Annotated in this window: 14 protein-coding genes; 7 read left to right on the top strand and 7 right to left on the bottom strand. The window is 66.9% G+C overall.

All coding sequences use genetic code 11. The features are described from left to right. A partial coding sequence (locus tag N7333_RS01080) for an NAD(P)/FAD-dependent oxidoreductase (protein ID WP_279858135.1) occupies positions 1–386 on the bottom strand: 386 nt, incomplete at its 3' end. 179 nt (positions 387–565) lie between these two features. Here N7333_RS01080 and N7333_RS01075 point away from each other — a divergent pair. Then, positions 566–1,699: an aminotransferase class V-fold PLP-dependent enzyme gene (locus tag N7333_RS01075; RefSeq protein WP_096825587.1), complete on the top strand. Its 1,134-nt coding sequence runs from the start codon at positions 566–568 to the stop codon at positions 1,697–1,699. Positions 1,700–1,702: 3 nt separating this feature from the next. Here the strand turns inward: N7333_RS01075 and N7333_RS01070 are convergent, their stop codons facing one another. Beyond that, positions 1,703–2,623 carry a histone deacetylase gene (locus tag N7333_RS01070; protein ID WP_096825588.1) on the bottom strand — a complete coding sequence of 307 codons (921 nt, stop codon included), beginning with the start codon at positions 2,621–2,623 and terminating at the stop codon, positions 1,703–1,705. Positions 2,624–2,681: 58 nt separating this feature from the next. On the opposite strand from N7333_RS01070, the gene N7333_RS01065 reads away from it, so the two are divergent. Genes N7333_RS01065 through N7333_RS01050 form a run of 4 tightly spaced genes read left to right on the top strand, consistent with a single transcriptional unit; the run spans position 2,682 to position 6,302 of the window. Beyond that, positions 2,682–3,242 (top strand): GNAT family N-acetyltransferase, encoded by a 561-nt coding sequence (locus tag N7333_RS01065; protein ID WP_096825589.1) that lies wholly within the window; start codon positions 2,682–2,684, stop codon positions 3,240–3,242. Next, the gene (locus tag N7333_RS01060; protein WP_129482967.1) at positions 3,239–4,846 is read left to right on the top strand and encodes a nitroreductase family protein; all 1,608 of its coding nucleotides are present in this window, start codon (positions 3,239–3,241) and stop codon (positions 4,844–4,846) included. The genes N7333_RS01065 and N7333_RS01060 overlap by 4 nt, the downstream gene beginning before the upstream one ends. After that, entirely contained in the window at positions 4,843–5,712 is an 870-nt protein-coding gene (gene tesB / locus N7333_RS01055) for an acyl-CoA thioesterase II (RefSeq protein ID WP_129482966.1), read from the top strand. The genes N7333_RS01060 and tesB overlap by 4 nt, the downstream gene beginning before the upstream one ends. Continuing rightward, positions 5,709–6,302, top strand: a complete 594-nt coding sequence (locus N7333_RS01050; RefSeq protein WP_096825591.1) for an HAD family hydrolase — start codon at positions 5,709–5,711, stop codon at positions 6,300–6,302. The genes tesB and N7333_RS01050 overlap by 4 nt, the downstream gene beginning before the upstream one ends. Positions 6,303–6,659: 357 nt before the next feature. Here the strand turns inward: N7333_RS01050 and adeC are convergent, their stop codons facing one another. From adeC to N7333_RS01035, 3 genes are all read right to left on the bottom strand, one after another. Next, positions 6,660–8,087 (bottom strand): AdeC/AdeK/OprM family multidrug efflux complex outer membrane factor, encoded by a 1,428-nt coding sequence (gene adeC, locus N7333_RS01045; RefSeq protein ID WP_096825592.1) that lies wholly within the window; start codon positions 8,085–8,087, stop codon positions 6,660–6,662. After that, positions 8,084–11,227, bottom strand: coding sequence for an efflux RND transporter permease subunit (locus N7333_RS01040; RefSeq protein WP_096825593.1), 3,144 nt, complete (start codon positions 11,225–11,227; stop codon positions 8,084–8,086). Before N7333_RS01040 ends, adeC begins: the two co-directional genes overlap by 4 nt. 157 nt (positions 11,228–11,384) lie before the next feature. Then, positions 11,385–12,533, bottom strand: coding sequence for an efflux RND transporter periplasmic adaptor subunit (locus N7333_RS01035; RefSeq protein WP_096825594.1), 1,149 nt, complete (start codon positions 12,531–12,533; stop codon positions 11,385–11,387). Between the two features lie 180 nt (positions 12,534–12,713). Here N7333_RS01035 and N7333_RS01030 point away from each other — a divergent pair, with 180 nt between their 5' ends. Next, positions 12,714–13,352, top strand: a complete 639-nt coding sequence (locus tag N7333_RS01030; protein ID WP_096825595.1) for a TetR family transcriptional regulator — start codon at positions 12,714–12,716, stop codon at positions 13,350–13,352. 76 nt (positions 13,353–13,428) lie between these two features. On the opposite strand, the gene N7333_RS01025 is transcribed toward N7333_RS01030, so the two are convergent. Together N7333_RS01025 and N7333_RS01020 are read right to left on the bottom strand one after the other, a co-directional pair. Next, positions 13,429–13,602, bottom strand: coding sequence for a hypothetical protein (locus N7333_RS01025; protein ID WP_003240369.1), 174 nt, complete (start codon positions 13,600–13,602; stop codon positions 13,429–13,431). A 222-nt stretch (positions 13,603–13,824) separates the two neighbouring features. Then, positions 13,825–14,841 (bottom strand): zinc-binding alcohol dehydrogenase family protein, encoded by a 1,017-nt coding sequence (locus tag N7333_RS01020; protein WP_129482965.1) that lies wholly within the window; start codon positions 14,839–14,841, stop codon positions 13,825–13,827. Positions 14,842–14,957: 116 nt separating this feature from the next. On the opposite strand from N7333_RS01020, the gene N7333_RS01015 reads away from it, so the two are divergent. After that, a complete protein-coding gene (locus tag N7333_RS01015) occupies positions 14,958–15,872 on the top strand; it encodes a LysR family transcriptional regulator (protein WP_129482964.1) in 915 nt (304 codons plus the stop codon). The last annotated feature ends 34 nt before the right edge of the window (positions 15,873–15,906 follow it).

Raw genomic sequence — 15,906 nt, 5'->3', positions numbered from 1 at the left:
ATACGCAGGCTGCCGTCCTGGTTCCAGCCCAGCCAGCGGCTGCGGGTATGGATGGTCACGCCCAGCTCGCGCAGGCGGCGCAGCCAGGCGCGCAGCAGCGGTGCGGCCTTCATGTCGCTGGGGAACACGCGGCCGGAGGTGCCGACGAAGGTGTCGATACCCAGGCCATGAATCCAGGCGCGCAGGGCGTCGGCATCGAACTCGTGCAGGAGCCTTGCGACCTCGGCCTGGCGCTCGCCGTAACGGCCGATAAAGGCGTCCTTGGGCTCGGAGTGGGTGATGTTCATGCCGCCAACGCCGGCCAGCAGGAACTTGCGCCCCACCGAGGGCATGGCGTCGATCAGCTCCACGCGCACGCCACCCTGCGCCAGCACCTCGGCAGCCATCAGCCCGGCAGGGCCACCGCCGATAATGGCGACGTGATGAGCATTGGGCTGAGCGGCAGTAGTCATGGCGATGAGCAGACAGGAGAAAGGCTGCGCATTCTACCCGAGTGCTCCCCGGCCTTGTCATTTGCCCCGGGTTGGGGCAGGTTCAGCTCGAACCTTTTCGGCTGGAGCCCGTTATGTCCCAGATCTGCCCCGACATCGATCCCGATGGCCTGCTCGAATATTCGGTGGTTTACACCGACCGCTCGCTGAACCATATGTCGCAGTCGTTCCAGGGCGTGATGCGCGATATCTCCGCCACCCTGAAACAGGTCTACAACGCCCATGCCGTGGCGGTGGTGCCGGGCAGCGGCACCTACGGCATGGAGGCGGTGGCGCGTCAGCTGGCGACCGGGCAGAAGTGCATGGTGCTGCGCAACGGCTGGTTCAGCTACCGCTGGACGCAGATCTTCGACATGGGCCGCATTCCCGCCGAGGCCCAGGTGCTCAAGGCGCGCCCGGTCGCCGAAGGCCATCAGGCCGCCTTCGCTCCGACGCCGCTGGACGAGGTGCTGGCCACCATCGCCGAGCAGAAACCACAGGTGATATTCGCTCCGCACGTGGAAACCTCGTCGGGCATGATCCTGCCGGACGACTACCTGCGCGCGGTGAGCGATGCAGTGCACGCGGTCGGGGGCCTGCTCGTGCTCGACTGCATCGCCTCCGGCACCCTCTGGGTGGATATGCAGGCCTGTGGCGTCGACGTGCTGATCAGCGCGCCGCAGAAGGGCTGGAGCGCCTCGCCCTGCTGCGCCCTGGTGATGCTCAGCGAAGCGGCGCAGGCGCGCGTCGAGGCGACGCAGAGCACCAGCTTCGCCTGCGACCTGAAGAAGTGGCTGCAGATCATGCAGGCCTACGAGCAGGGCGGCCACGCCTACCACGCCACCATGCCCAGCGATGCCCTGGCGCGTTTCCGCGACGCCATGTTCGAGGCCAAGGCCATCGGCTTTGCCAAGGTGCGTGAGCAGCAGCAGGAACTCGGCGACCGGGTGCGTGCGCTGCTGGCGGCGCGCGGCTTCAGAAGCGTCGCCGCCAAGGGCTTCGAGGCGCCTGGCGTGGTCGTCTGCTACACCGACGATGCGCAGATCAAGACCGGCGCCAAGTTCGCCGCCGTCGGCCTGCAGATCGCCGCTGGCGTGCCGCTGCAGTGCGACGAGCCGGCGGACTTCCAGACCTTCCGCCTCGGCCTGTTCGGGCTGGACAAGCTGGGCAACGTCGAGCGCACGGTGAAGACGCTGGAGCAGGCGTTGGACAAGGTGCAGGTCGGCTGATCCTCAGCGCAACCCTCGCGCCGCCCACACCCTTGCGGCGCTGTGATGCAGGATGCCGTGGCGGCGGGCGAGGGCGGCGTGATCCTTCGAGTAACCGCCGCCGATCACTCCGAGTACGGGAATGTCGCGGCCCAGGCAGTGATGCAGCACGGCTTCGTCGCGGGCGGCCAGGCCGGCGTCGGTGAGTTGCAGGTAGCCCAGGGCGTCGTCCTTGTGCACGTCGACGCCGGCGTCGTAGAGCACCAGGTCCGGCTGGTAGATCGGCAGCAGGTAGTTCAGCGTGTCATCCACCACCTTCAAATAATCGGCGTCGCCCATGCCGCGCGGCAGGGGAATGTCCCAATCGCTCTGCGCCTTGCGCGCCGGGAAGTTCTGTTCGCAATGCAGTGACACGGTGATCGCATCCGGCTCGTCTTCCAGCAGCCGCGCGGTGCCGTCGCCCTGGTGCACGTCGCAGTCGAAGATCAGCACGCGATGCACGCGGCCGGCCTCCAGCAGGTAGCGGGCGATCACCGCCAGGTCGTTGAAGATGCAGAAGCCGGAGGGAAAGTCGTAGTGCGCATGGTGCGTGCCGCCGGCCAGGTGGCAGGCCAGGCCATGTTGCAGGGCCAGTTCGGCAGTCAGCAGCGAGCCGCCCACGGCACGCACCGTGCGCCGCGCCAGCGCTTCGCTCCAGGGCAGGCCGAGGCGGCGCTGGTCCTCGTATGACAGCTCGCCGGCCATGTAGCGGGCGATGTAGTCCGGGCAGTGAACCAGGGCGAGAATCTCCGCCGGGCACAGCTCCGGCCGTTGCAGTTCGGCATCGCTGGTCAGGCCGCTATCGACCAGGTGATCGCGCAGCAGACGGAATTTCTCCATGGGGAAGCGATGCCCGGCCGGGAAGGGCGGGCTGTAATCCTCGTGGTAGACCAGCGGTAGCGGCATACAATGACGACTCAAGCGAATTGACGGCTTATGGTCGCAGCCAATCGAGACAACTGCCATGCCCCTGATCGAAACCTCCACCGAGCGGCTGCTGCTGCGCGCCTGGCGCGACAGTGATCTGCCGGCGCTGGCCGCGCTGAATGCCGATGCCGAGGTGATGCGCCATTTCCCCGCGCCGCTGGACGCCGAACAGAGTGCGCGCCTGCTGGCGCGCTTGCGTGCGCATCATGAGCAACATGGTTTCACCTTCTGGGCACTGCAGCGGCGCGACAGCGGCGAGCTGATCGGTTTCACCGGCCTGGCGCAGGTCGGCTTCGAGGCGCCTTTCGTGCCGGCCGTGGAAATCGGCTGGCGTCTGGCGCGGGCGCACTGGCGCCAGGGCTATGCCGGCGAGGCAGCGCGCGCCGCGCTGGCGGTGGCCTTCGAGCAGCTTGGGCTGGACGAAGTGGTGAGCTTTACCGTGCCGGCCAATCTGCCGTCGCAGGCGGTGATGCGCAGCATCGGCATGCAGCGTGACCCGGCCGGCGATTTTCTCCACCCGCGTTTACCGGACGGTCATCCGCTGCAACTGCATGTGCTTCATCGCATCCGCTGCGAACAGTGGGAGGCCGGACGATGAAGGATGTGCTCGCCTATCACCAGCTCAGCAAGCATGCGCCGGAACGCTTCGCGCCGGGGCCGGGGCAGCTGGATTGGGCGACCCAGCCGGCGCCGTTTCGCCGCTACGAAGGCGCTCGGCTGATCGAGCTGCACCACCGCCCGCTGGAAGAAGGGCCGGGCTACGACACGGCATTTGCCGGGCCTCACACACCGCCCGCGCCGCTGGATCGCGCCAGCGTCTCGCAACTGCTGTACGACAGCCTGGCCATTTCCGCCTGGAAGGAAGCCGGCGGCAATCGCTGGGCGCTGCGGGTCAATCCGTCATCCGGCAACCTGCACCCGACCGAGGCCTATCTGCTGTTGCCGCCAGGTGCCGTGGATGAGGTCGCTGTGTTGGCCCACTATTCCCCGGATGCCCATGCGCTGGAGATACGCAGTGAGTTGCCCGCGCCGCTTGGCCGGCAGCTGGCGAGCAGTCTGCCGCCCGGTGGTTTTCTCCTGGGGCTGAGCAGCATCGCCTGGCGCGAGGCCTGGAAGTACGGCGAGCGCGCCTACCGTTACTGCCAGCACGACCTGGGGCATGCCCTGGCGGCGTTGGCCATCGCCGCCAGCGTGCAGGGCTGGCAGGTGCGCATGCTGCATGGCGTGGCCGAAGCGCGTCTGGACGGCCTGCTGGGACTGGATGGAGACAACTTTCACGAGGCCGAACACGGCGACTGCCTGCTGTGGATCGGCCCGGCGCAAGCGATGGAAATCGCGCTGCCCGAAACCCTGCTTAACGGGTTGGCGCAGCTAGAGCGGGTCGGGGCGCCCAATCGTCTGTCGCGCGAGTATCGCCACTGGCCGGAGCTGCAGCGGGTGCATGGGCTGTGCCGCGCGCCGGCACGTCCTCGCGCCGTCTGGAGCCTGGATGCGGCCAACGCAGGGGCTGACAACCCCGGCCTGCCACTGCGGCCGATCCTGCATCGCCGACGCAGTGCGCAGGCCATGGATGGCCGCAGCGGCATTCAGGCGTCACTGCTGCTGGCCTGGCTGCGTCGCCTGCTGCCGCAGCACTCGCCGGTGCCCTTCGCCGTCAGCGGCGAGCCGAGCGAGATCGACCTGCTGCTGTTCGTCCATCGCGTGCAGGGCCTGGAGCCGGGGCTGTACTGGCTGGATCGCACAGGCAGCGGGGTGCAGCCACTGCGCGAGGATTACCAATGGCTGCGGGTCGATGACGAGCTGCCGCTGTACCGTCTGCTCGAAGGCGACGCCCGTGGTCTGGCGGGCTTTCTCAGTTGCGGCCAGGACATCGCCGCCGATGGCTGCGTGGCCTTGGCCATGCTGGCGCGGGTGGAGCGCGCCCTGGCCAATGGCGCCTGGCGCTATCCCAGGCTCTACTGGGAGTGTGGCCAGATCGGTCAGTTGCTCTATCTGGAAGCCGAAGCGGCAGGGCTTTCCGGTACGGGCATCGGTTGCTACTTCGACGACGCCTTGCGCGAGTTGCTCGGCGATGCCGACAGCGGGCTGCAAAGTCTTTACCATTTCACCCTTGGCCGCGCCGTTTGGGATGAACGCCTGACATCGCTGCCGGCCTACCCGCAACTGCGTATACCCCCCGTGCAAGGAGATGACACCCCATGACTCAGGTTCTCGATGATCTGGTGGCGCTGCTCAGCCTGGAGCAGATCGAGGAAAACCTGTTCCGTGGCCGCAGCCAGGATCTCGGTTTTCGCCAGCTGTTCGGCGGCCAGGTGCTTGGCCAGTGCATCTCCGCCGTCAGCCAGACGGTCGAGGAGGCGCGCCATGTGCACTCCATGCACGGCTACTTCCTGCGCCCGGGCGATGCCAGCCTGCCGGTGGTCTATCAGGTCGAGCGCACCCGCGATGGCGGCAGCTTCAGCACCCGCCGCGTGGTGGCGGTGCAGAAGGGCAAGCCGATCTTCTTCTGCAGTGCCTCGTTCCAGTACGACGAGGAAGGCTTCCACCACCAGAGCGAGATGCCGGATGTGCCCGGCCCCGAGAACCTGAAATCGGAAACCGAGCTGGCGCGCATGGTGGCGCCGATGATTCCCGAGCGCATGCGCGAGCGTGCGATCAGCGACAAGCCCATCGAGATCCGCCCGGTCACCCTGATCAACCCTTTCGCGCCGCAGCCTTGCGAGCCGGTCAAGTACGTGTGGTTCCGCGCCGCCGGCGAGCTGCCGGACGACCCGCAGTTGCACAAGTACCTGCTGGCCTACGCCAGCGACTTCAACCTGCTGACCACCTCGATGCAGCCGCACGGCGTGTCGGTGTTCCAGAAGTTCATGCAGGTGGCCAGCCTCGACCACTCGCTGTGGTTCCACCGCAACCTGCGCATGGACGACTGGCTGCTGTACGCCATGGACAGCCCCTGGGCCGGCAATGCCCGCGGTTTCTCCCGTGCCAGCATCTACAACCGCCAGGGCGAACTGGTGGCCTCCGCCGCCCAGGAGGGCCTGACCCGCGTGCGTGAGGACTGGAAGTGAGAACACTGCGCGAGGCGCGCCACTGGGTGTTCGACATGGACGGCACCCTGACTCTGGCGGTGCATGATTTCCCCGCAATCAAGCGGGCGCTGGGCATTCCTGAAGAAGACGACATCCTCCATCACCTGGCGGCGCTGCCGGCGGAGGAGGCCGCGGCCAAGCATGCCTGGCTGCTGGAGCACGAGCGCGAACTGGCGGTGGCCTCACGCCCGGCGCCGGGCGCCATCGACCTGGTGCGCGCCCTGTGCGAGCGCGGTTGTCAGCTCGGCATCCTCACCCGCAATGCCCATGCCCTGGCCCTGCTGACCCTGCAGGCCATCGGCCTGGATGACTGCTTCGCCAGGGCGGACATCCTTGGCCGCGACGAGGCGCCGCCCAAGCCGCATCCGGGCGGGCTGCTGCATCTGGCCGAGCGCTGGGCGGTCAAGCCGCAGGAGCTGGTGATGGTCGGCGACTACCGCTTCGACCTGGAATGCGCCCAGGCTGCGGGCGCGCGCAGCGTGCTGGTCAACCTGCCGGACAACCCCTGGCCGGAGCTGACCGAGCTGCATGCGCAGGATTGCGCGCAGCTGCTGGCTGCGTTGGGCTGAGTGGCGGCACGGAGCATAGGGCGAAATCGGGGGCGGGCGGATCGCGAATGAATTCGCTCCTACAAAGAGGGCACTGCGCGCCAGCTCGCCTTCAACGTTCTCTGGAGGCTTCGGGTGCCTGCCACTGACAACAGGCGGCTTCAGGTTTCTGTAGGAGCGAATTCATTCGCGAAAGCGAACTTCAGGCTGCGTCCGAATCGCCGCCATCCAACTATCGCCAAGCCTCAGGGTCCCAGATTTCGTTGGGGCTACGGTGCGGCCTCCGTCAGAACGCGTACAAAAAAACGCCCCCGCAAAGACTGCGGGGGCGGCGCGTGGGGTAAGGTCGTCCTTGAAGCGGGTTACGCGCGGTCAACCTTATGGGGCGTTGCTCCCCGTATCGCTCCAGCCCCCACCCAGGGCCTTGTACAGCTCCACTTCGCTGCTGAGCTGGGCCAGGCGGTCGGCGATCAGTTGCTGGCGTACGCTGAACAGCTGGCGCTGGGCGTCGAGCAGGGTCAGGTAGCTGTCCACGCCGGTGCGGTAGCGGCGCTCGGCCAGGTCGTAGTAGGTCTCGGTGGTGTCCAGCAATGCGCGCTGGGCATCCAGCTGGCGGCGGTAGGTGGTGCGCGCGGCGAGGCGGTCGGCGACCTCCTGGAAGGCCACCTGAATGGCTTTCTCGTACTGCGCGACCTGGATATCGCTCTGCAGCTCGGCATAGTCGAGGTTGGCGCGCAGGCGGCCGGCGTTGAAGATCGGCAGGCTGATCTGCGGCTGGAACAGCCAGGTGCCCGAGCCGCTGTCGAACAGGCCGGACAGCTGGCTGCTGGCGGTGCCGGCATTGGCGGTCAGGCTGATGTTGGGAAAGAACGCCGCACGCGCCGCGCCGATATTGGCGTTGGCCGCCTTGAGCTGGTACTCGGCCTGCAGCAGGTCGGGGCGACGCTGCAGCAGGTCGGCGGGCAGGCCGGCCGGTACCTGCTCCAGCAGTTCGGCATCCAGCGCCAGGCCCTGCGGCAGGTCGGCCGGCAGGCCGCTGCCGAGCAGCTGGGTCAGGGCGTTGCGGTCCTGGGCGACCAGACGCTGGTACTGCGCCAGGCTCACTCGCGCGCTATCCACCGCGCTGCGCGCCTGGCTCAGGGCCAGGGCATCGGCGACGCCGACGTCGAAGCTGCGCTGGGTCAGCTGGTAGCTTTCCTCGAAGGTCTTCAGGGTGTCCTGGGTCAGCTCGAGCAGCGCCAGGTCGGCCTGCCACTGCAGGTAGGCGTTGGCGACGCTGGCCACCAGGCTGATCTGCGTGCTGCGCGCGGCCTGTTCGGTGGCCAGGTACTGCTGCAGGGCCTGCTCGCTAAGGCTGCGCAGGCGACCGAAGAAGTCCAGCTCCCAGGCGTTGACGCCCAACGTGGCGCTGTACTGGCCGCCGGTGCGGGCTTCGCCGGTCTGGCTCAGGTCGGCCGGCAGGCGCTGGCGGGTGCCGGCGCCATCGGCGGAAACCGAGGGCAGCAGGTCGGCGCGCTGGATGCGGTACAGCGCGCGGTAGGCCTCGACGTTCAGTGCGGCGACGCGCAGGTCACGGTTGTTCTCCAGTGCCACCTGCACCAGTTGCTGCAGCGCCGGGTCACGGAAGAACTCGCGCCATTGCAGGTCGGCGGCGGCGCGGCTGCCTTCGCTGGCGGCGCTGCCGTAGGCCTCGCCCTGCGGCCAGTCGGCGGCCACCGGGGCGTCCGGGCGCTGATAGTCGGGAATCAGGCTGCAGCCGCTGAGCAGAGCGGCGGCCACGGCCAGGGACAACAGGGACTGCCTCATTGCAGTACCTCCTTCTCGTTTTCAACGGCCGGCTCGGTTCTCTTCTTCTCGAACAGCGAGCAGACCACCACGTAGAACAGCGGAATCCAGAAGATCGCCAGCACCAGGGCGCTGAGCATGCCGCCGATCACCCCGGTGCCGATGGCGTGCTTGCTGCCGGCTCCGGCACCACTGGCGATGGCCAGCGGCAGACAGCCGAGGATGAACGCCAGCGAGGTCATCACGATGGGGCGCAGACGCATGCGGCAGGCCTCGATGGCGGCTTCGGCCAGGCCCATGCCCTGCTCGTACTGCGCCTTGGCGAACTCGACGATGAGGATCGCGTTACGCGCCGACAGACCGATGGTGGTGAGCAGGCCGACCTTGAAGAACACGTCGTTGGACAGCCCGCGCAGTTCGGTGAACAGCAGCGCACCGATGATCCCCAGCGGCACCACCAGCATCACCGAGAACGGGATCGACCAGCTCTCGTACAGCGCTGCCAGGCAGAGGAACACCACGATGGCGGAGATCACGAACAGTGCAGTGGTCTGCGAGCCTGCCAGGCGCTCCTCGTAGGACAGACCGGTCCAGGAGTAGCCGACGCCCTGCGGCAGCTGCGAGGCGATTTCCTCCACCGCGGCCATGGCGTCACCGGTGCTGTAGCCGGGGGCTGGCGCACCGAGGATCTCCACCGCCGAGACGCCGTTGTAACGCGCCAGCTTGGGCGCGCCGTAGGTCCACTCGCCGCTGGCGAAGGCGCTGAACGGCACCATGCGGCCCTGGTCGTTGCGCACGTACCACTTGTTCAGGTCCTCCGGGCTCATGCGCGATTGCGCCGTGCCCTGCAGATACACCTTCTTCACCCGGCCGCGATCGATGAAGTCGTTGACGTAGCTGGCGCCCCAGGCGATCGACAGGGTGCTGTTGATGTCCGCCAGCGACAGGCCGAGGGCGCGGGCGCGCTCGTCGTCGATCAGCAGCTGGTACTGCGCCTCGTCGCGCAGGCCGTTGGCGCGCACGCTGTCGAGCACCGGATGCTGGTCGGCCAGCTGCAGGAACTTGTCGCGTGCCTCGTTCATCACCTGATGGCCGACGCCGGCCTGGTCCTGCAGGAAGAAGTTGAAGCCGGTGGCGTTACCCATCTCCATCACCGCCGGCGGAGCGAAGGCGAACACCATGGCATCGCGGAAGCTGAAGAAATGTCGCTGCGCACGTTGCGCCAGCGCCGCCACGCCATTCTCCTCACCCGGACGTTCGCCCCAGGGCTTGAGCATGATGAAGGCCATGCCGGAGCTCTGGCCGCGGCCGGCGAAGTTGAAGCCGGTGACGGTGAACACCGACTTGACCGTGCTCGCTTCTTCTTCCAGCAGGTACTGGCGCATCTCGTCGACCACCACCTGGGTACGCTCGGCACTGGAGCCGGACGGCGTCTGCACCTGGGCGAACAGCACGCCCTGGTCTTCCTCGGGGAGGAAGGCGGTGGGGATGCGGCTGAACATGAATGCCATGATCGCCACGATCACCAGGTACAGCAGCAGGTACGGCGCCTTGCGCTTGAGCATGCCGGCCACACCGCGCTGGTAGGCATTGCTGGTGCGGTCGAAGGAGCGGTTGAACCAGCCGAAGAAGCCGCGCTTGGCTTCATGGTGCTCGCCGTCGATGGGCTTGAGCAGGGTGGCGCACAGCGCCGGGGTGAAGATCAGCGCCACCAGCACCGACAGGGCCATGGCCGAGACGATGGTGATGGAGAACTGCCGGTAGATCACCCCGGTGGAGCCGCCGAAGAAGGCCATCGGCAGGAACACCGCCGACAGCACCAGGGCGATGCCGATCAGCGCGCCCTGGATCTGGCCCATGGACTTGCGCGTCGCTTCCTTGGGCGACAGGCCGTCCTCGCGCATCACCCGCTCGACGTTCTCCACCACCACGATGGCGTCGTCCACCAGCAGGCCGATGGCCAGGACCATGGCGAACATGGTCAGGGTATTGATGGAGAAGCCGAACGCGGCGAGCACGCCGAAGGTGCCGAGCAGCACCACCGGCACCGCCATGGTCGGGATGATGGTGGCGCGCAGGTTCTGCAGGAACAGGAACATCACCAGGAACACCAGCACGATGGCTTCGAACAGGGTGTGCACCACCCCTTCGATGGAGGCCGAGATCACCGGCGTGGTGTCGTAGGGGAAGACCACTTCCATACCCGCCGGGAAGAACGGCTCCAGGGTGGCGATGGTTTCGCGCACCGCCTTGGCGGTGTCCAGGGCGTTGGCGCCGGTGGCCAGGCGAATCGCCAGGCCGGAGGCGGGCAGGCCGTTGAACTGCGCGTTGATGGCGTAGTTCTCGCCACCCAGCTCCACCTTGGCGACGTCGTCCAGGCGCACCTGGGAACCGTCGGCCTGGACCTTGAGCAGGATCTTGCGGAACTCTTCCGGGCTCTGCAGGCGGGTCTTGCCGATGATGGTGGCGTTGAGCTGGTTGCCCGGCGCGGCCGGCAGGCCCCCGAACTGGCCGGAGGAGATCTGCACGTTCTGCGCCTGGATGGCGCTGCGCACGTCCACCGGCGTCAGCTGGAAGGCATTGAGCTTGGCCGGGTCGAGCCAGATGCGCATGGCGTACTGCGCGCCGAACACCTGGAAGTCGCCGACACCCTTGGTCCGCGAGATCGGGTCCTGCAGGTTGGAGACGATGTAGTCCGACAGGTCCTCACGGGTCATGCTGCCGTCTTTCGACACCACGCCGATGACCATGAGGAAGTTGCGCACCGACTTGGTCACGCGGATGCCCTGTTGCTGCACTTCCTGCGGCAGCAGCGGAGTGGCCAGCTGCAGCTTGTTTTGCACCTGGACCTGGGCGATATCCGGGTTAACCCCCTGCTCGAAGGTCACGATGATTTCCATGCTGCCGTCGGAGTTGCTCGACGAGCTGACATAGCGCAGGCCATCGAGGCCGTTGAGCTGCTGTTCGATCACCTGCACCACGGTGTCCTGCACCGTCTGCGCCGAGGCGCCCGGGTAGCTGACCTGGATGGCAACGGCGGGTGGCGCGATGCTCGGGTACTGGTTGATCGGCAGCTTGAGGATGGACAGGCCGCCGGCCAGCATGATCACCAGGGCGATCACCCAGGCGAAGATAGGCCTGTCGATAAAGAATCTGGACATTCAGTAGCTCTCCTTCAGAGGGCGTTTACAAATTACTGCGCTCGGCCATGCTGCGTTGAAATCAGCCTCAAAATGCTCATGTACTACTCGTACACTCCGCTTTTTCGGCTGGTTTCGCCTTGCCTGACCATCGCTCGCTACTTTTGTAAACACCCTCTTATCCCTTGCCGTTGTTCTTGGCGGCGTCCTGCGCCACCTCGCCGGCTTTCACGTTGCGCGCCGGCACGGCCTTGACCTCGGTGCCGGGCTGGACGAACTGCAGGCCTTCGGTGATCAGGCGATCACCTTCCTGCAGGCCATCCTCCACCAGCCAGGTGTTGCCGGCGGTGCGGTCGGCCTTGAGTACGCGCAGTTCGACCTTGTTGTCGGCGCCCACCACCATCGCCGTCGGTTCGCCGCGCTGGTTGCGGGTCACGCCCTGCTGCGGGGCGAGGATGGCGTTCTCCTTGACCCCGGAGAGCAGCTCGGCATGTACGAACATGCCCGGCAGCAGCAGGTGGTCGGGGTTGGGGAACACGGCGCGCAGGGTCACCGAACCGGTGCTTTCGTCCACCGCCACCTCGGAGAATTCCAGGGTGCCTTCATGGGCGTAACGGCTGCCGTCCTCCAGCTTCAGCGCGACCTTGGCGGCGCTATCGCTGGCCTTCTGCAGGCGCCCATCGGCCAGATCGCGGCGCAGGCGCAGCAGATCCTTGCTCGACTGGGTGACGTCGACGTAGATCGGGTCGAGCTGCTGGATGGTGGCCATGGCGTTGGCTTGACCGTTGCTGACCAGCGCGCCTTCGGTCACCGCGGAGCGGCCGATGCGACCGCTGATGGGCGCCATCACCTTGGTGTAGCGCAGGTCGATGCGCGCCTGCTCCAGCGCGGCGTCGGCCTGCAGGCCGGCGGCCCGCGCCTCGTCGTAAGCCTGTTGGCTGACCGCCTTGTCGGCCACCAGCAGCTTGTAGCGGTCGGCCAGGGATTTGGCCGACAGCTGCGTGGCCTGGGCGCTCTTGAACGCGGCTTCGTAGGTGGCCGGGTCGATCTGGTACAGCTGCTGACCGGCCTTGACTTCGCTGCCTTCGGTGAACAGGCGCTTCTGGATGATGCCATTGACCTGCGGGCGCACCTCGGCGATGCGGTAGGCGCTGGTACGGCCGGGCACCTCGGTGGTGAGGGCAAAGGGCTGCGCCTGTAGCGTCACCACTCCGACTTCGGGGGCTTGCTGGGCCTGTGGGGCGCTGGCTTCCTTGCAGCCGCCAAGGCTGAGCAGAGCCACGGCGATGGCGGAAACCAAGGCGGCTACGGCTGGCTTCGTATGCATCTGAGAGAACCTCGTTTGTCGAATCGCTGCCCGAAGGGGCGGAGGAGGGGGTAATTGAGAACCAATGCCGCGGAATATACTTACGTACGTGAATGTTTGTAAATGCCTAAAACTGCCTGCATACTCCCAGACCGCACCTGTTACAGGGGCGGTTCAGGCGATGCGACGGCAGGTAGGTGAATGGTCAGACGAACCAAAGAAGAGGCACAGGCGACGCGGGCGCAGATACTCGATGCCGCGGAGCAGGTGTTCCACTCCCAGGGCGTATCCCGGGCGTCACTGGCGGAGGTGGCCAAGGCGGCGGGCGTCACCCGCGGCGCCATCTACTGGCACTTCGAGAACAAGATCGATCTGTTCCAGGCCATGCTCGAGCGTCTGCGTCTGCCGCTGGAGGAACTGGCGCGGGCCAGCGAGAGCGAGGACGAACCTGACCCGCTGGGCTGCATGCGCGAACTGCTGATCAAGGCGCTGACACGCCTGGCGAGCGAGCCGCAGACCCGGCGTACCCATGACATCCTGCGTTACAAATGCGAGTACACCGGCGAGCTGCTCGGCCTGCGCGAGCGCATGCAGGCGCTCAGTGCCGAGTGCGATCAGCGCATCGCCAAGGCGTTGAGCAACGCCGTCGGCAAGGGCCAGCTACCGGCTGAACTGGACTGCCAGCGCGCGGCCGTCTGCCTGCATGCCTACATGGAAGGCATCGAGGCCAACTGGCTGCTGGTACCCAGCTTCGACCTGGCTGCCCAGGCCCCGGCGCTGGTCGATACCGTGCTGGACATGCTGCGCAGCCCCGCGCTGCGTCGGGTGCCGATTGGTTAAGCGTAGGGTGCGCCATGCGCACCAAGGGCGAGCCCGGTGCTATCGGTGCGCACAGCGCACCCTACGGACATCGCGGTCAGCCCGCCCGACGCTGCGCGGGCAGGCTGTGTGGCGCACGCAGGCGCGCTTGCAGCGTGGCGACGAAGACGCGGGCCTGCTCCTCGCTGCGAAAACTCACGCAATGCTGATCCAGCTGCACCTGCCATCGGCGTTCACCACCCTGATCGAGTGGTTGGACGAGAATCTTCATGCTGACCACCTCCTGAGCTGACCTTGAAATCGAAGCCGTTTGGAGAGTGGTCATCCTAGTCCGTGCCGGTGATCCTTTGCTGACCTGGATCAGGGTGCGAGGCGCCGTTTCGCTGCCGGGGCGACGAACGGCGCCGATGCCATGGTTTAGGGGGGGCGGGCGGCGCTCCGCTTCAGCCTGTAGGGTGGGCTTTAGCCCACCACGCCACGCCACCATCGCACCTCAAAACCCTTCGAGCACGATCTTGCCCTTGGCCTTGCCACTTTCCAGCAGCGCGTGGGCGCGGCGCAGGTTGGCCGCGTCGATGCGGCCGAAATGCTCGCCGAGGGTGGTCTTGAGCACGCCGCTGTCCACCAGTTCCGCCACGCGCTGCAGCAGGCGGTGCTGCTCGATCATGTCCTCGGTCTGGTACAGCGAGCGGGTGAACATCAGCTCCCAGTGCAGCGACAGGCTCTTGCGCTTGAGCTGCATGACGTCCAGCGGTTGCAGCGGGTCGTCGATCAGCGCCAGGCGCCCTTGCGGCTGCAGGCACTCGATCAGCTGGGCATAGTGCTGGTCGGTCTGGGTCAGGCTGGCGACATGGCTGACCTGGCCGATGCCGATACGGGCCAGTTCCTCGCTCAGCGGCTTGCCGTGGTCGATCACGTGATGCGCGCCCAGCTCGCGGACCCAGGCCTGGGTTTCCGGGCGCGAGGCGGTGCCGATCACGGTCAGGCCGGTCAGGCGGCGCGCCAGCTGGGTGAGGATCGAACCAACGCCGCCGGCCGCGCCGACGATCAGCAGGCTCTGGCCCTGATCGGTCGAGCCTTCGGCGATCTGCAGGCGCTCGAACAACAGCTCCCAGGCGGTGATGGCGGTCAGCGGCAGGGCTGCCGCCTCGGCGAAGGACAGGCTGGCGGGCATGCGCCCGACGATGCGCTCATCCACCAGATGCAACTCACTGTTGGCACCGGCGCGGTCGATGGCGCCGGCATAGAACACCCGGTCGCCGGGCTGGAACAGGCTGACCTCGCTGCCCACCGCCTTGACCACGCCGGCGGCGTCCCAACCGAGTACCTTGGCTGCGCCGTGTTCCGGCGCGACGTTGCGACGGATCTTGGTATCGACCGGGTTGACCGAAATGGCGCGCACCTCCACCAGCAGGTCGTGCGGGCCGGGGGACGGTGCATCCAATTGTACGTCCTGCAGGGCTTCGGGGTGATCGGCAGGCAGGGATTGATAGTAGGCAACGGCTTTCATGCTGGGGCTCCGGTTTACGGGTTCAGGCGATAGGGCCCATGGTCATCTGTTCTGCTGGTTGAAAAAAGCAGCTGGGGATAGAGTCTCTTTCATCATTATTTTGAAAGTGAGCCGCCATGCTGCGTTTCGACGACCTGCAACTCTTCGTGCGTACCGCCGAATCCGGCAGCCTGTCCGCCGCGGCGCGGCTGCTGGATGTCTCGCCGGCCGTGGCCAGCGCCGCACTCAAGCGTCTCGAGCAGCAGTTGCAGGTGCGCCTGCTGGCGCGCTCGACGCGCAGCCTGCGCCTGACGCCCGAGGGCGAGCTGTATCTGGTGCATGCGCGGCTGGCGTTGCAGAGCCTGGAGGAAGGGCGCCAGCAACTGATCGGCAGCCAGCAGGGCATTTGCGGTGTGCTGCAGCTGTCGGCGCCTTCGGATCTGGGGCGCAACACGCTGCTGCCCTGGCTCGACGCATTCCAGGCCGAGCATCCGCAACTGCAGCTGCGCCTGCTGCTGGCCGACCGGGTGGCCGATCTGTTCCGCGAGCCGGTGGATATCGCCCTGCGCTACGGCGCACCGGAAGACTCCAGCCTGGTGGCACTGCCGGTGGCGCCGGACAATCGCCGCGTGCTCTGCGCTGCACCAGCCTACCTGGCGCGTCATGGCGCACCGCGAACGGTGGAGGAGCTGGGCGGACACAACTGCCTGCTGTACATGCTGCACGGGCGCGTGCATGACCGCTGGCGCTTCCAGAGCGGCAAGCGCGAGACTCTGCTGACGGTGGCCGGCAATCGCGTCAGCGACGATGCCGATGTCACCCGGCGCTGGGCCGTGGCCGGGCAGGGCGTGGTGTACAAGTCCTTTCTGGACGTGGCCGACGATGTGCGCGAAGGCCGCCTGCAGGTGCTGCTGCCGGACTGGCAGGGCGAGCCAACACCGCTGTATCTGGTCTGCGCCCATCGCGCCCAGCTGAGCAAGGCGGTGCATCTGCTGCGCGAGTTCCTGCAGCGGCGTTGCCAGCGTCTGCTGGAGGCCGCGCCGTGGCGTTAGCCGCGCGCGATAAAGCTGCAAACGCCTGCTAGAC

The sequence above is a fragment of the Pseudomonas sp. GD04158 genome, assembly GCF_029834875.1.
GTDB classification, from domain to species: Bacteria; Pseudomonadota; Gammaproteobacteria; order Pseudomonadales; family Pseudomonadaceae; genus Aquipseudomonas; species Aquipseudomonas hydrolytica.
This window is presented reverse-complemented; position numbering and strand designations above follow the sequence as displayed.

What these genes read in the sequence shown, in the direction of transcription:
- N7333_RS01065 (WP_096825589.1), top strand. Translation starts at nt 2,682, where the DNA reads ATGCCCCTGATCGAAACCTCCACCGAGCGGCTGCTGCTGCGCGCCTGG.
- N7333_RS01015 (WP_129482964.1), top strand. Translation starts at nt 14,958, where the DNA reads ATGCTGCGTTTCGACGACCTGCAACTCTTCGTGCGTACCGCCGAATCC.
- N7333_RS01020 (WP_129482965.1), bottom strand. Translation starts at nt 14,841, where the DNA reads ATGAAAGCCGTTGCCTACTATCAATCCCTGCCTGCCGATCACCCCGAA.
- N7333_RS01070 (WP_096825588.1), bottom strand. Translation starts at nt 2,623, where the DNA reads ATGCCGCTACCGCTGGTCTACCACGAGGATTACAGCCCGCCCTTCCCG.
- tesB (WP_129482966.1), top strand. Translation starts at nt 4,843, where the DNA reads ATGACTCAGGTTCTCGATGATCTGGTGGCGCTGCTCAGCCTGGAGCAG.
- N7333_RS01030 (WP_096825595.1), top strand. Translation starts at nt 12,714, where the DNA reads ATGGTCAGACGAACCAAAGAAGAGGCACAGGCGACGCGGGCGCAGATA.
- N7333_RS01040 (WP_096825593.1), bottom strand. Translation starts at nt 11,227, where the DNA reads ATGTCCAGATTCTTTATCGACAGGCCTATCTTCGCCTGGGTGATCGCC.
- N7333_RS01075 (WP_096825587.1), top strand. Translation starts at nt 566, where the DNA reads ATGTCCCAGATCTGCCCCGACATCGATCCCGATGGCCTGCTCGAATAT.
- N7333_RS01025 (WP_003240369.1), bottom strand. Translation starts at nt 13,602, where the DNA reads ATGAAGATTCTCGTCCAACCACTCGATCAGGGTGGTGAACGCCGATGG.
- N7333_RS01035 (WP_096825594.1), bottom strand. Translation starts at nt 12,533, where the DNA reads ATGCATACGAAGCCAGCCGTAGCCGCCTTGGTTTCCGCCATCGCCGTG.
- adeC (WP_096825592.1), bottom strand. Translation starts at nt 8,087, where the DNA reads ATGAGGCAGTCCCTGTTGTCCCTGGCCGTGGCCGCCGCTCTGCTCAGC.
- N7333_RS01060 (WP_129482967.1), top strand. Translation starts at nt 3,239, where the DNA reads ATGAAGGATGTGCTCGCCTATCACCAGCTCAGCAAGCATGCGCCGGAA.